Below are 14079 nucleotides of genomic sequence, written 5' to 3'. Positions count from 1 at the left end.
GCGCCTTCACCGAGGAGTTCTTCCATGACTGTCCCCGCGACCGACCGCACCGCGAACAACGAGCACACCGCACACACCGTCGAGTCGCTGAGCAGCTGGCTCGCCGACCGGATCGCCCTCTACCTCAGGCGCACGCCGTCCGAGATCTCGCCCACCGTGCCGCTGGCCGAGTACGGGCTGGACTCGGTCGCGGCGCTGAGCCTGTGCGGCGACATCGAGGAGGACTTCGACCTCGTCCTCGAACCCACCGTGGCCTGGGACTACCCGACCGTCGCGGCACTGGCCGAGCACCTGGTGGAGGAACTGCGGGCGATGGAGGGCGAGAATCGATGAGGCCCGTCGCCATCGTCGGCATCGACTGCCGGTTCCCGGGGGCGCCCGACCCGGCCGCGTACTGGGACATGCTGATGCGTTCCGGCGACGGGGTGGGGAAGGTGCCCCGGCAACGCTGGGACGCCCGTGACTTCCACTCGCGCGCCGGCGCGGAAGGACACTCCAACACCACCGAGGGCGGGTTCATCTCCGACCCGGACGCCTTCGACAACGAGTTCTTCACCGTCTCGCCGCGCGAGGCGGCCGCGATGGACCCGCAGCAGCGGCTGCTGCTCCAGTGCGCCTGGCGTGCCGTCGAGGACGCCGGCATCGCCCCGCAGCGCCTGGCCGGCACCGACACCGGCGTCTTCGTGGGCATCATGGGCAACGAGTGGGCGCACCTGCACATGACCGACTACGCCCAGGTCACCGCCCAGCTCGGCTCCGGCAACGGCTACTGCATGACCGCCAACCGGGTCTCGTACCACCTCGACCTCAAGGGACCCAGCCTGGCGGTGGACACCGCCTGCTCCTCCTCCCTCGTCGCCGTCCACCTGGCCTGCAACGCGCTGCTGGCGGGGGAGTGCGACACCGCCATCGCCGCCGGGGTCAACGTGGCGCTCACCCCGGCGCTCGGCATCTTCTACACGCAGGCCGGGCTGTCCGCCCCCGACGGCCGGTGCAAGCCCTTCAGCGCCGACGCCGACGGCATCGGCCGGGGCGAGGGGGTCGGCGCGGTGGTGCTGCGCCGGCTGGAGGACGCGATCGCCGACGGCCAGCCGGTGTACGCGGTGATCCGGGGCACCGCCGTCAACCAGGACGGCCGCAGCAACGGCATCACCGCCCCCAACCGCTGGTCCCAGCAGGAGGTGCTGGCCGCCGCCTACCGCCGGGCCGGTGTCGAGCCGTCCGACGTCGTCTTCACCGAGGCCCACGGCACCGGCACCGTCCTGGGCGACATGATCGAGACCAAGGCCCTCGGCCAGCTGCACGCCGGGCGCTCCGGGCGCCCGCTGGCCCTCGGCTCGGTCAAGGGCAACATCGGGCACACCGAGGGCGCCGCGGGCATCGCCGGGCTCATCAAGGTCGCCCTGTCGCTGCATCACAAGACGGTCCCCGCCAGCCGGTTCGCCGCCCGGGAGAACCCCGCGCTGAAACTCGCCAAGCTGGGGATACGGCTGCTCAAGGCACCGCTGCGGCTGCGCTCGGGGCCGGCGATCGGCGGCCTGAGCAGCTTCGGGATGGGCGGCACCAACGCCCACGCCGTCCTGGAGTCCGCGCCGCCCTACGCCGCGCGCCCGGAGGCGGAGGACACCGAGCCGGGGCGTACCGGCCGGACCACCGGTGCCACGGGGCTGGGTGCCGGCGTCTTCACGCTGACCGCCCCCTCGACGGCCGCCCTCCGCCGCAACCTGCTGGTCCAGGCCGACACCCTGGAGAAGCGCAGGGTGCCGGCGGGCCCGCTGTCCTGGAGCAGCAACCGCACCAAGACGGGCCACCGCTACCGCTTCGCGGTGCCTACCCGGGACACCGGCGAACTGGTCACGACGCTGCGCGAGGCCGCCGGCGACGACGACCTGCTGGCCCGGCTCGTCGGCAACACGGCGGGCAGGCCCCAGGTGGCGCTGCTGTTCACCGGCCAGGGCTCGCAGTACCCGGCGATGACCGCGCGGCTGTACCTGCAGTCGCCGCTGTACCGCAGGTTCCTCAACGAGGCCGACGAGGCGCTCGCCCCGCACGTCGGCGGCTCGGTGCGCGACCTGCTGCTCGCCGGCGACGAGGCCGTGCACCGCACCGGCTGGGCCCAGCCCGCCCTGTTCGCCGTCGAGTACGCCGTGGCGGCGAGTCTCGGCGAACTCGGGGTGCCGCCCGCGCTGCTGCTCGGACACAGCGTCGGCGAGTACGCCGCAGCCGTCCTGGCCGAGGTCTTCCCGCTGGAACAGGCCGCCCGGCTGATCGCCGCCCGGGGCGCCCTGATGGAGCGGCTGCCCGAGGGCGGCGGCATGCTCGCCGTACGGGCGCCGCTCGCGGAGCTGACCGAACTCGTCGCCGCCGACCCCCTGGTGGGCATCGGCGCGGTCAACGGCCCCCGGGCCACCGTGCTCTCCGGGGACCTGGCGGCGCTGGGACGGATCGAGGACCAGCTCACCCGACGGGGCGTCAGGACCCGGCGCCTGGAGGTCTCGCACGCCTTCCACTCGCCGCTGATGGATCCGATGCTGGACCGGTTCGCCGCGCTCGCGGACGAGATCGGCGGCGGAGTACCGAAGCTCCCGGTGTACTCCACCGTGCGCGGGCGGCTCCTGGAGGCGGAGCCGATGGACGCCAAGTACTGGACCGAACACATCGGCGCCCCCGTGCTGTTCGGTGACGCGATGACCCGGCTGCTGGAGGCGGGACCCACCCACCTGGTGGAGGTCGGCCCCCGCCCGGTGCTCAGCGGCATGGCGCGCTCCCTGCGCTCCGCCGCCGGAGCCGGGGTGCACGCCGTGGCCCCCGTGTCGGGCGAGGACGCCGACGGCCGTACGTTCGCCGAGGCGCTGGCCGAACTCTTCCGCAGCGGACTCGACCCCCACTGGGACGCCGTCTACCCGCAGGAGGAGCGGCAGCCGCAGCGGCTCGCCCCCTACGCCTTCTCCGACGCCCACCGGTTCTGGACCCGCACCGCCGTACGGGCCGCTCCGGCGGCCGACCTCAGCGTCGTACCCGACCGCCCGGACACCGGCTCGCCGCACCCCCGGGAGCAGCCGGCCGCGCACGGTGCCGTCCTCACCGCCGTGCTGCCCACCGCCGCGGAGGACGTGTCGGCGACGCCGGTGGCACGCGCCGTCGTCGAGGCCGTCGCCGAGGTGGGCGGCTACGCCACGGACGAGGTCTCGCGGCAGTCCCTGCTCTACGAGGACCTGGGCTTCGACTCGGTGATGATCATGGAACTCAAGGACCGGCTCCAGGAACGGCTGGACGGCCTGGAGACGATCAGCGTGCAGGACCTGCTTCCCCGGCTGTCCTCGGTCGGCGACCTCGCCGACTACCTCCAGGACCGCGCCGGTTCGGCCGTCGCGTAACCACCCCGTGGTCACGGCAAGGGCGTCGCACCGTGACGGACTCCAAGGAAGGACCGCTCGTATGCAGTCGGAACACCCCACCCAGCACGGCTCCGCCCCCGGCGGGCCCGTCTCCTACCTCGCCGCGGTCGGCACCGCGCTGCCGGGCGACCCGGTCGACAACGCGGCGCTGGCGAGGACACTCGGCGTCAACGAAGAGTGGATCGACGTGTTCATCGGCACCCGGACGCGGCACTTCGCCCGGGACCTGGAGACCGGCGAGGTGCGCTGGTCGCTCGCCGACCTGTGCGCCCAAGCCGCCGAACGGGCGCTCGCCGCGTCCGGTCTCGACCCGCACGAGATCGACTTCGTGGTCATGGGCACCGCGACCCCGGACCACCTCATGCCCGCCACCGTCAACCACGTCGCCGACCAGCTCGGCCTGGACCAGATCCCCACCTACCAGCTCCAGTCAGGCTGCGCCGGCGCCGTACAGGCCCTGCAGCTGGGCCACACCCTGGTCACCGGCGGGGGACACACGGCGGGCCTGGTGATCGGCGGCGACGTCTGCAGCAAGCACCTCGACCTGAACCGGGACCTGTCCGCGGCCGCCCCCAGCGACCTCGTCAACTACGTGCTGTTCGGCGACGGAGCGGGCGCCGCCGTGGTCACCTCGGAGCCGCGCGGACAGCGCCTGGCCCTGCGCAACGTCCTCAACCGGTTCACCGGCCTCGGCCGGGAGCCCGGCCAGATCATCGACTGGTTCGGGCTCGCCGACCGGCACGAGGACCGGCAGGCGGTACGCGAGGACTACAAGGCCATCGAGGAGTCCGTCCCCGTCATGGCCGTGGAGATCCTCTGGGAGCTGCTGGAGGACCTCGACTGGGCCCCCGAACAGGTCGACTTCCTGCTCCCGCCGCAGCTGTCCGGCCGGATGACACGGCGGATCGCGGAGGAACTCGGCCTGCCCGGCGCCGTCGAGGTGTCCTGCGTCGCGGACACCGGGAACAACGGCAACGCCCTGCCCTTCCTCCAGCTGGAGGCGCTGCTGGAGAAGATCGGCCAGGGGCAGCGCGCGCTGGCGGTCGCCGTCGAGTCCAGCAAGTGGATCAAGTCCGGTTTCGCCCTCGAAAAAATCTGACCGTCCCCCCACGCACCCCCCTGCACACCCGACCCCACAGACCCGTCCCGCCACACACCCGCCCCGGAGGGCCGTACGCATGGACACCATCGACGATTTCGTCCGTCTCGTCAGGGACGAGCTGGGTATGCCGCTGGAGGAGTACCAGGTCTCCGCCGACCTGGACCAGCTGCCCGAATGGGACTCGCTGTACCTGCTGAAACTGGTCACCGCCCTGGAACAGGCCGCCGGCCGCTCGCTGCCCGTGGGCCGGCTGCTGGAGGCCCGCAGCCTCGGCGAGATCTACCAGCTGGCGGCCCGGCCGTGACCGGTTCCGGGGCCGGCGGGAACCCGCCGGCCCCCGCCCGGGCGCACCCCGAGCGCCGGCGCAGGCACACCCTGTACTTCCTGGAACACGCCGCCCGGCAGCGGCCCGTCCACCTCGACACCGACATCGACATGACCCGGATCGAGGCCCACCGCGCGGCGGCGCGGGCCGCCGGGCGGCGCTACTCGGTCGTCACCTATCTGCTGCACGCCACCGGCCGGGTGCTGCACCGGCACCCGGAGGCCAACGCGGCACTCGCGCCGGCGCGGCTGTTCGGGCTGCGCGGACCGAGGACCCTGCGCTTCACGGAGGTCACCGCCAAACTGGCGCTGGACCGCACCGTGGACGGGGAACGGACCGTGCTCTCCGCGCTGCTGCCCGCCCTGGAACGCGCCGGCCTGGACGAGATCCAGCGGCGCGTGGACCGCTACCGCGGACCCGGCACCGAACAGCTGGCCGAGTTCCGCGGTGTCCGGCTACTCGGCCGGCTGCCGGTGCCGCTCGGCCGGCTGGCCTTCGCCGCCGCGACGCGCGACCCTGCCCGACGGCCGGGCGTCTTCGGCACCGTGGCCGTCAGCTCGCTGGGCCACCGCCCCGTCGACGGCTTCCACTCCAGCGGAGGCACCGCCGTCACCCTGTGCGCGGGCCGCGTCGTCGACCGGCCGGTCGTCAGGGACGGGCGGCTGGCGATCGCCCCGGTGATGCGGCTCGGACTCACCTTCGACCACCGGATCATCGACGGCGGAGCCGCCGCCGACGTACTCGGTGATCTCAAGCAGGAAATGGAGGGCTTCGATGACGGCGCGGAGGACGACGGCACCCAGCCCATCGCTCGGGGAGCCGGTGCGGATCTCCGGTCGTGACGGAGCCTGGGACCAGGTGCGCGCGGACCTGGAGAAGCACGAGGTCGCGGTGTTGCACGCCCGGCTCGCCGACTGGCGGCCGGACCGGGCGGGCGGCCCGCGGCTGCGCGCCCTGCTGGGCCGGGACTGGGACCGCTACCTGGAGATGACGCACCCGGACGTGCGGACGAGGTTCGCCGCTTCCCGGGTGCTGCTGAAGTTCGCCGCCGCGGTGGCGCTGCGCGTGCCCCCGCAGGCCGTCGAACTCGGCTACGGCCCCACCGGCCGGCCCTATCTGCGGGGCTACGACGCGGTGGACATCAGCCTCAGCCACACCGAGGACCTGCTGCTCATCGGGCTCGCCACCAAAGGGCTGATCGGGGTGGACGCCGAGCGGGCGGACCGTCCGCTCTACACGCGCGGGCTGCACCGCCACGTCTGCACGCCGCACGAACTGACCGTCCTGGAGCGGCTGCCCGCGCAGCGGCGGGGCGCGGCGCTGGTGCGCATGTGGACGCTGAAGGAGGCCTACAGCAAGGCCATCGGGCAGGGGCTGCGGTTCCGCTTCACCGACTTCGGCTTCAGCGGCGACGGCCGGCCCGCCCGGGTCCTGGCCCCGGACGGGGCACCGGGCACGGGTGTCGAATGGCAGTTCCGCACCTTCTCCGTGGACGGCGGCTACGTCGTCAGCGTCGCGGTGAGCGACGCCGGATTCGGAGGCACACGGGACACGGCCGCGCGCACCATGCTCGATCCGCGGGTGGTCGCGGCGGTGGCCGAGGCCCTGGGCGACGACGCGGAAGCGGAGGACCGGGACGGGGAGGACGAGCTGCTGGACTGGTGAGGGCCGACGACGGCGCGCTGGTGCGAAGAGGAGTCCCTTCGTACCAGCGCGCCGCCGTGTGCCGTCGTGCGGGTGCGGGTGCGGGTGCGGGTGCGGGTGCGGGTGCCTGTGTGCCGCCGGGGCGGTCGACGGCACCTCCCGCGCGGCGCTTAGCGAGGCGCAACCCGTGCGCCAGCCCGGCTTAAGGGACGGCGGCCAGCATCGTCTCCGGGCGGGCCGCCCAGCCGGGGGACGTCCCCCGCTCCCGGCCGGGGGCCCGCCCGCCGTACGACCGGACAGCCCCGCCCGCCGCCGGTACGACCAGGAAGGCCACCGAGCCCTCCGGCCGCATCCCCCGGGCATCGGCCCCGCACCCCGGAGGAGACGGAGAACAGCGATGGACCATCTCGGAGAACTCAAGGAGTTCGCCCGGCTGCACGCCCGCGGCCAGGGCATCGGCGACCGGCAGGTGGCCGCCGTACTGCCGAGGATCACCAACGACGAGCCCGGGCACCCCGCGTCCTGGGCCCGGGTGTGGACCGGCGAGGCCGACCGGCTGGCCGTCGCCGGCCGCCCGCTCGACGCCTGCCGGCACTACGCGCTCGCCCGTTTCCCGTACCACGGCGACGACGTCCGCCGCCGGGCCCAGGACAACTGCGTACGGACCTTCGACGACTGGCGTCGCCGACGGGGCGTCGAACGCCTGGTCCTCGACCACCCGGACGGCACGGTCGCCTGCTGGGCGAGCGGGCTCGACGCGCGTCGCCCGCGGCCGCTGCTCGTGGTCATGGGCGGCATCGTCAGCGTCAAGGAGCAGTGGGCGCCCCTGCTGCCCCGGCTCGCCCGGCTGGGGTACGCGGCGGTGGTCACCGAGATGCCCGGCGTCGGGGAGAACACCCTGCGCTACCACGCGGACTCCTGGCGGCTGCTGCCGTTCCTGATGGACCGGCTGGCCGGCCGCGCCGCGGTGACCCGTACCTCGGTCCTCGGCCTCAGCTTCAGCGGCCACCTGGCGCTGCGCGCGGCGGCCGCGGACCCGCGCATCCGCTCCGTCCACACCGTGGGCGCCCCGGTGGCCGGGTTCTTCGCCGATCCCGCCTGGTGGCCCGAGGTGCCGGGGATCACCGTCGCCACGCTGCGCCGGCTCACCGGCGCGGCCTCCGACGACGCACTGCGGTCGCTGCTCGCGGACTTCCCGCTCGGCCCCGACGTCCTGGGCGCGGTCGACATCCCGGTCGGGTACGTGGTCAGCGCCCGCGACGAGATCATCCCTCCCACGGAACGGCGACTGCTCGCCACCGCGCTGCCCCGCGTGCGATTCAAGGAGTTCGACGACGTGCACGGCTCCCCGGCGCACCTGGGGGCCATGCGCAAGTGGCTGATCGGCTCGCTGCTACGGGCCCGCCTCACGAACCGGTCCGCCCCCCGCCACGCCGCCCCCACGACGAGCGCCGGGAGACCGCCCGCGGCGACCGGCACCGGTGCGGCCGGTCTGTCCGTCGGGGCCGGAACCGGTGCCTCCGCCCGGACGGGAGCCGGTGCCGGGCCGTCCGTCGGGGTCGGCGCCGGCGTGGCCGCTCCGCCCCGCACCACCGCGCCCGGCACCGGTCCGACGATCCCGGCCGGTCCCGGAGCGGCCGGCTACGCCGACGCCGTGCCCCGGCAGCCACGGCCGACCCCCGCCGAGTGACCGTCCGGCGCCCGTCCGTCGGCTCCCTCGGGATGGGCGCCCCGCGTCCGTTCCTCGGCTGTCGTCGGGTGGGAGTCCCGAGTCCGTTCGTCGGCTCCCGCCGGGTGACTGTCCGGCGTCCGTTCCTCGTCTGCCGTCGGGTGGCCGTCCCACACCCGTCCGTCGGCTGTCGTCGGGTGGGAGTCCCGCGTCCGTTCGTCGGCTCCCGCCGGGTGACCCTCCCGCGCAAGCCCGCCGGCTCCCGTCGGGTGCGCGTCCCGCGTGCCGACCACCGGCTGTCGCCGGGTGGGCGTCCCGCGTCCGAGTGTCGGTCGCGGTCGGGTGAGGGTCTCGTGCGTGTCCGCCGGCTCCCGGCGAGCGCGCGTCCCCGCCCGTCCGCCGGCTCCCCAGGCCGCACGCCGCCCGGCCGAGCGGCAGCGATCCCGCCTTCCTCCTCGCACACCTATCCAGAGGTGGCTGTCATGTCCTCCGTGCACACCCTCCGCGCTCCCTCCTCGCAGGCCCAGGTGTTCGCTCCGTGGCGGACGCGTACCCCCGGGCAGGCGCAGCCGTGGCGGTCCTTGATGTCGCTCGGGCTCGATCCCGAACCCGACCCCGAGAGCGTCCCCGTCGCCCAGCTGCCCGGCGCACCGGACGTCGTCGAGTCCGCACCCGTCCCGCGCCGCCCCGTCCGTGACCGTCACCCGATTCCGCAGGAGGCCTGAACCATGGCCGACGCCCCCTTCACCGCCCGCTCGGCCTTCCGGCCCAGCCACCAGCCGGGGCGGCCCGGACCCCGTGCGGTGGGCCGCAACGAGGTCCGCGTCCGCACCCGCCACCTGCACGGTTACCGCTTCGCCTACCGGATGGCCGGCAAGGGCGAGTCCGCCGTGGTGCTCATCCACGGCATCGGCGACTCCTCCGCGACCTGGGCCGACATCATCCCGGGCCTGGCCGCCCGTCACCGGGTCGTCGCCCCCGACCTGCTCGGCCACGGGGCGTCGGCCAAACCCCGCGGCGACTACTCACCCGGGGCGTACGCCAACGGACTGCGGGACCTGCTCAGCGCCCTCGGCATCGAGCGGGCCACCCTCGTCGGCCACTCGCTCGGCGGCGCGGTGGCCGCCCAGTTCGCCTACCAGTTCCCGGAGCGCACCGAGCGCCTGGTCCTGGTCGGCAGCGGAGGCATCGGCCGCCAGGTCTCCCCGCTGCTGCGGGCCGCCACCCTGCCCGGCGCCGAGCTGTTGCTCTCCGCCCTCCAACTGCCCACGGTGCGCTGGCAGTTGCAGATGCTCGTCAAAATCATGAAGACGCTGGACACCGGCCTGGGCGTCGACGCGCCGGATCTGCTGAGGGTGGTCGACGCCCTGCCGGACGCGAGTTCGCGCAGCGCCTTCGTACGGACCCTCCGGGCCGTCGTCGACTGGCGGGGGCAGGTCGGCACCCTGCTCGACCGGTGCTATCTGACCCAGGGCATGCCCACCATGCTGCTGTGGGGCGGCCGGGACATGGTCGTCCCGGCCCTCCACGCCGGCCTCGGCCACGTCTCCATGCCCGGCAGCCGGCTGGAGATCTTCGAGGAGGCGGGACACTTCCCGTTCCACTCCGACCCGGAACGCTTCCTCGGCGTACTCCACGACTTCATCCGCCGCACCGAGCCCGCCCGGTTCAGCGCCGAGGAGTGGCGGCAGCTGCTGCGCACCCGCCGCGCCCGTCACCGCGGCGCCCACCCCCTCCAGGGGCGGGCCACCGGGTGACGGCGGGCCGCGCGGTGTCCGGAGAGGTGCACCGCGCGGCCCGCGCACACCGCCGGCCGCCCGGGAGTCCGGGAGCCGGCGGACAGGACGTCAGGCGGCCCCCGCCGGGGTCAGGGCCGAGCCGGCCGTTCCGATGAGCCACATCCCCGGGCGGACCTCGACCGCGTGCGCGAGCGGGGACGGGCGGCGGGAGGAGTCCGGTGCCAGGCGGGCCGCGGTGCGACGGACGTACTCCGTCCAGCGGCGGTCACCGAGCCGTTCCGCGGCCCGCCGGCACTGCTCCAGATGCCGCATGGCCACCTCCGGGCGGCCCCGCCGCAGGTTCACCAGGGCCAGCCCGTTCAGCGCGGCCACCTCGCCCCGCAGGTCCCCTTCCGCCGAGCACATCGCGAGCGCCCGCCCGTACCGCCGCGCGGCGGGTTCCGGCAGACCCTGGCCGAGCAGGACGTCGGCCGCGCCGATCCGGCAGCGGGCGACCCCGGTCCGGTCGCGGACCAGCTCGAACGCGTGCTGGGCGGCGGTGTGGTGGCGCAGCGCCCGGTCGGCCTGGCGGCGCTGCCAGGCGAGGTCGCCCAGCGAGTACTGCACCACCGCCTCCGCCTCGACGCTCCCGGCCCGCCGCGCGGCGTCCAGCGCGAGCCGGTGGGTCTCCTCCCACTCCTCCCACGCGGCGCGGGCGTGGAAGTATCCGGCGGCGCTTCCCGCGAGCTGCCACACCAGGGACCACAGCCCCGCCGCGTGCGTCTGCCGTACGGTCTCCACCAGGCCGGTGGCCTCCTCGCGGAACCATCCCAGGGGGCTCGCGCCGACGATCGCGGCGGCGTCGGACCCGGGAGCCGCGTCGAGGGGGTGGGACCGCCAGTCCCGACCCGGGGTGAGCCGCCCGTCCGCGTGGCGGGCCAGTGCGACACAGGCCCGGCCCAGCCGCTCTACGGCGTCCCGTCGCGTCCGGGCGGCGTCCGGTTCCGCCTCCCGCAGTTCGGTGGCCAGCACCCGCAGCAGCGAGTGGAAGCCGTAGCGGACCGACTGCCCGTCGGTCCGGGCCTCCAGCAGCTGGGCCCGTACGAGCTCCTCGGCCGTCTCCTCCGCCTCCGCCGGCCCGGTGCCGAGCAGGGCCGCGACGGTCCACCCCGTGAAGTCGGCGGCCGGAGCCAGCGACAGCAGACGGAAGGCGCGCCGCAGCGCGGGCCCGGCCTCCTGGTACCCCGTCAGCAGGCTGGAGCGCAGATCGAGATCGCCCTCGCGCAGCACGCCGAGGCGGGTCCGCTCGTCGCGCAGCCGGCCCGCCAGTGCGGCGGGCGTGGTGTGCGGCCGGGCCGTCAGGGCCGCCGCGGCCACGCGCAGCGCCAGCGGGAAGCACGCGCACAGCCGGGCGATCTCGGCGGCCGCCACCGGGTCCTGCGCCATCCGCTCGCCACCGGCGGCGAGCAGGAGTTCCACCGCCTCCTGTGGCCGTACGGCGTCCAGCCCCAGATGCTCCGCGCCGTCGAGGGCGGCGGCCCGGCGCCGGCCGGTGAGGATCACCGTGCCCTCGGCGAAGGCCCGCAGCAGCGGTCGTATCTGCTGTTCCGAGGCGGCGTCGTCCAGGATCAGCAGCATCCGGCGTCCCCCGAGGGCGCGCCGCAGCCGGTCCGTCAGCTCCTCGGGGTCGGTGAGCGGGGCGTCGGAGACGTCGTCGGTGAGGCGGCGCAGCAGGGCCGCTCCCGCCTGCGAGGCGCTCAGCGGACGACCCTGCGGTCCGCGCAGCCCGATCAGCAGCCCGCCGTCCGGGAACAGGTCCGCCGTCCGGTGGGCGAGCTGCAGGGCCAGCGCGGTCTTGCCGACGCCGGCCGGCCCGGAGACGGCCAGGACCCGCGCCGGAGGCTTGCCGGCACTCCCGCGCAACGCCCGTTCCCCGTAACCGAGTTCCTCGTGCCGGCCGACGAACCCGGGCGGTGCGGAGGGCAGCGCCGGAGGCGGACCGGGCAGAGGACGCGGTCCGCCGGCCGTCCCCGCCGCACGCCGGGGCGTACCCGGGTGCACCGGCGCGCCGGTCCCGCGGCCCGTGTCGACGCGGCCGGTGTCCCGCGTGCCGCGGGGTGGCTGCCAGTCCAGGGAGGGGTCCCGGCGCAGGACGCGTTCGTGCAGCCGGGACAGGCCCGGGCCGGGTTCGACGCCGAGTTCCTCCACGAGGGAGTGGCGCAGCCGCCCGTACACCCTCAGCGCGTCGGATCCGCGGCCCGTCCGGTACAGCGCCACCATCAGATGTCCGTGCAGGCTCTCCCGCAGCGGGTACTCGTTGGCCAGGGCCAGCAGTTCCCCGGCGAGTTCCTGGTGGCGGCCCAGCCGCAGGTCGGCGACGATCCGCTGCTCCAGGACCTCCATCCGCAGCTCGTCCAGCCGGATGGCGGCGGACTCCAGCCGCACACCGTGCGGGATCCCCGACAGGGCCGGGCCGGTCCACAGGGCGAGCGCCTCGCGCAGCAGCCGGGAGGCGCCGTCGAAGTCCCCCTCCTGGTACGCCGTGCGGCCCTGGGCCCGCAGCTGTTCGAAGCAGGGCAGGTCGAACTCCCGCTCGGGCACCGCCAGGAGGTAGCCGGGAGCCCGGGTCAGCAGCTCCCCTGCGGGCGCCGGACTGCCGCCGTCGGCGAGCACCTTGCGCAACTGGGACACGTACACCTGGAGGGTGGTGGTCGCGGTGCGCGGTGGCTCCGTCCCCCACAGTTCGTCGATCAGGCTGTGCACCGGGACCACTTCACCGGCCTGCACGAGCAGGGTGGCCAGCAGGGCGCGCGGTTTCGCCGCGGAGGGAGTGCGGGGCGACAGACTCACCGGCCCCAGAACCCGGAAACGCATCGGAGAGCTCCTTGATCAGGAAAACGAGTGGGATGGGAGGGGAGAGCGTCGGCCGGTCCGGGCGGCGGCGTGCTGTCAGCAGTCCTGCAGCAGGACGGCCGAGGCGGTGCACAGGACGCGGCTGCCCTGGCTGAAGGCGAGCCGGGACCGCACGGTGGGCCGGCCCGCCTCGTCGCGAACCGGCTCGTCCGCGACGACCGTGCAGGTCAGCGGAAGGTCGGCGTCCCCGAAACCGCGGAACGACGCCCGCCACCGGGTCAGCATGGCGTGGGCGGGACGCAGCCCGTGCAGTTCCTCGGCGGCGAGCAGCGAGGCCTGCCGGGAAGCCTCCAGGAACACCGGACCGGGGACGTGGTCGCCGGGTACGGCCGCGAAGACCTCGTGACCGGGATCGCAGGCCACGGGCAGGACGAACTCCCCGTAGGGCGCCCGCAGCGGCGGTCCCACGACGACATTGCGCGGGTCCTGGCGGCCGACCGACCCGGGCGACACGGCGGGCGGCTCCTCCTGGGAGGCCGCCGTCATCGAGGCCAGCGGGCGCACCACCGGGGCGGTGCTCCGCAGGCTCTCCTGGCGCCCCACCTCGCGGTGCGACCGGTACACCCCGGGCATGAGGAACTGGATCCGCGCGGAAGCGCTCCCACACCCGACACCGTCGATGGCCACGTCACCACGGCAGTCGAGGCCGCGCGGGACGCCGTTGACCACGTCCACGGGGACCAGGGTGATGTCCAGGGTCAGATGGGCGGGCCCGCCGGTGGGACGCCACGGGGTGAGGTCGAGGACGTCGAGCCCGCTGGAGACGAAGACCGCGGGGCGCTCGGCGGGGACCCGGAAGTACTGGTGGGCGACGAAGTGCGTCGCCTCGCGCAGCGTCTCGGCGACGAAGAGCAGATCGTGGAAGGTGCCCGGCCCGTCGTTGAACGTGCCGTGTCCGGTGGGCAGTTCGGCGGAGAGAGCGAAGTGCTGCTCCACCGGAGCGGTGGCGTCCAGCAGGAAGCCCTCCGGTGTGACGGGTCTGTGCAGCAGATGGAGCGGTGCGGCGAGACCTCTGGAGTCCGGAGTGGACGCGGCGGGCTGGGAGGTGAAGGTGATGTCCATTGCAGCTCCTTCTGAGATGGCCCGGGGTGCGCGCGGCGCGGGGCACGGCCGACGAGGCCGGCGCGCACAACGCCACAGGGCGGTGGCGAAAAGATTCCGCCACCGCCTCCACGGTGTCCTGGATCACTGGTATCGGCCTGTACCTGGCCTGGAACCGGGCTGTATCACGGCGGAATCGGGCCATCCAGGGGCCGAACACCGGGCACTGCGGGCCTGCGTGAGGCCCGTGCGACGCTTGCCTGAGGCCT

Annotated in this window: 11 protein-coding genes; 9 read left to right on the top strand and 2 right to left on the bottom strand. The window is 74.7% G+C overall.

The window, feature by feature from the left end; translation table 11 throughout:
- The first annotated feature begins 24 nt into the window (after positions 1-24).
- The 9 genes from H4687_RS15335 (at position 25) to H4687_RS15295 (ending at position 9895) form a co-directional block, all read left to right on the top strand.
- Entirely contained in the window at positions 25-333 is a 309-nt protein-coding gene (locus tag H4687_RS15335; protein WP_005478986.1) for an acyl carrier protein, read from the top strand.
- Positions 330-3377: a type I polyketide synthase gene (locus H4687_RS15330; protein ID WP_046914781.1), complete on the top strand. Its 3048-nt coding sequence runs from the start codon at positions 330-332 to the stop codon at positions 3375-3377. Before H4687_RS15335 ends, H4687_RS15330 begins: the two co-directional genes overlap by 4 nt.
- 61 nt (positions 3378-3438) lie before the next feature.
- Positions 3439-4497, top strand: coding sequence for a 3-oxoacyl-ACP synthase III family protein (locus tag H4687_RS15325; protein WP_046914782.1), 1059 nt, complete (start codon positions 3439-3441; stop codon positions 4495-4497).
- Between the two features lie 79 nt (positions 4498-4576).
- A complete protein-coding gene (locus H4687_RS15320; RefSeq protein ID WP_005478980.1) occupies positions 4577-4804 on the top strand; it encodes an acyl carrier protein in 228 nt (75 codons plus the stop codon).
- Positions 4801-5667, top strand: a complete 867-nt coding sequence (locus tag H4687_RS15315) for a 2-oxo acid dehydrogenase subunit E2 (protein ID WP_046914477.1) — start codon at positions 4801-4803, stop codon at positions 5665-5667. The genes H4687_RS15320 and H4687_RS15315 overlap by 4 nt, the downstream gene beginning before the upstream one ends.
- A complete protein-coding gene (locus H4687_RS15310) occupies positions 5648-6490 on the top strand; it encodes a 4'-phosphopantetheinyl transferase family protein (RefSeq protein WP_005478976.1) in 843 nt (280 codons plus the stop codon). Before H4687_RS15315 ends, H4687_RS15310 begins: the two co-directional genes overlap by 20 nt.
- A gap of 376 nt (positions 6491-6866) precedes the next feature.
- Complete coding sequence (locus H4687_RS15305; RefSeq protein ID WP_046914476.1) at positions 6867-8159, top strand: alpha/beta fold hydrolase; 1293 nt, start codon at positions 6867-6869, stop codon at positions 8157-8159.
- A gap of 461 nt (positions 8160-8620) precedes the next feature.
- Positions 8621-8863, top strand: coding sequence for a hypothetical protein (locus tag H4687_RS15300; RefSeq protein WP_046914475.1), 243 nt, complete (start codon positions 8621-8623; stop codon positions 8861-8863).
- Positions 8864-8866: 3 nt separating this feature from the next.
- Positions 8867-9895 (top strand): alpha/beta fold hydrolase, encoded by a 1029-nt coding sequence (locus tag H4687_RS15295; protein ID WP_046914474.1) that lies wholly within the window; start codon positions 8867-8869, stop codon positions 9893-9895.
- A gap of 90 nt (positions 9896-9985) precedes the next feature.
- Here the strand turns inward: H4687_RS15295 and H4687_RS15290 are convergent, their stop codons facing one another.
- Together H4687_RS15290 and H4687_RS15285 are read right to left on the bottom strand one after the other, a co-directional pair.
- A complete protein-coding gene (locus tag H4687_RS15290; protein WP_046914473.1) occupies positions 9986-12730 on the bottom strand; it encodes an AfsR/SARP family transcriptional regulator in 2745 nt (914 codons plus the stop codon).
- A gap of 75 nt (positions 12731-12805) precedes the next feature.
- Positions 12806-13831, bottom strand: a complete 1026-nt coding sequence (locus H4687_RS15285; protein ID WP_046914472.1) for an AfsA-related hotdog domain-containing protein — start codon at positions 13829-13831, stop codon at positions 12806-12808.
- Positions 13832-14079 lie beyond the last annotated feature (248 nt).

Source organism: Streptomyces stelliscabiei, assembly GCF_014873495.1.
GTDB classification, from domain to species: Bacteria; Actinomycetota; Actinomycetes; order Streptomycetales; family Streptomycetaceae; genus Streptomyces; species Streptomyces bottropensis.
The sequence above is the reverse complement of the archived record's forward strand: the minus strand, read 5'-3'. Positions and strand labels throughout refer to the sequence as shown.

What these genes read in the sequence shown, in the direction of transcription:
- H4687_RS15335 (WP_005478986.1), top strand. Translation starts at nt 25, where the DNA reads ATGACTGTCCCCGCGACCGACCGCACCGCGAACAACGAGCACACCGCA.
- H4687_RS15330 (WP_046914781.1), top strand. Translation starts at nt 330, where the DNA reads ATGAGGCCCGTCGCCATCGTCGGCATCGACTGCCGGTTCCCGGGGGCG.
- H4687_RS15325 (WP_046914782.1), top strand. Translation starts at nt 3,439, where the DNA reads ATGCAGTCGGAACACCCCACCCAGCACGGCTCCGCCCCCGGCGGGCCC.
- H4687_RS15320 (WP_005478980.1), top strand. Translation starts at nt 4,577, where the DNA reads ATGGACACCATCGACGATTTCGTCCGTCTCGTCAGGGACGAGCTGGGT.
- H4687_RS15305 (WP_046914476.1), top strand. Translation starts at nt 6,867, where the DNA reads ATGGACCATCTCGGAGAACTCAAGGAGTTCGCCCGGCTGCACGCCCGC.
- H4687_RS15300 (WP_046914475.1), top strand. Translation starts at nt 8,621, where the DNA reads ATGTCCTCCGTGCACACCCTCCGCGCTCCCTCCTCGCAGGCCCAGGTG.
- H4687_RS15295 (WP_046914474.1), top strand. Translation starts at nt 8,867, where the DNA reads ATGGCCGACGCCCCCTTCACCGCCCGCTCGGCCTTCCGGCCCAGCCAC.
- H4687_RS15290 (WP_046914473.1), bottom strand. Translation starts at nt 12,730, where the DNA reads ATGCGTTTCCGGGTTCTGGGGCCGGTGAGTCTGTCGCCCCGCACTCCC.
- H4687_RS15285 (WP_046914472.1), bottom strand. Translation starts at nt 13,831, where the DNA reads ATGGACATCACCTTCACCTCCCAGCCCGCCGCGTCCACTCCGGACTCC.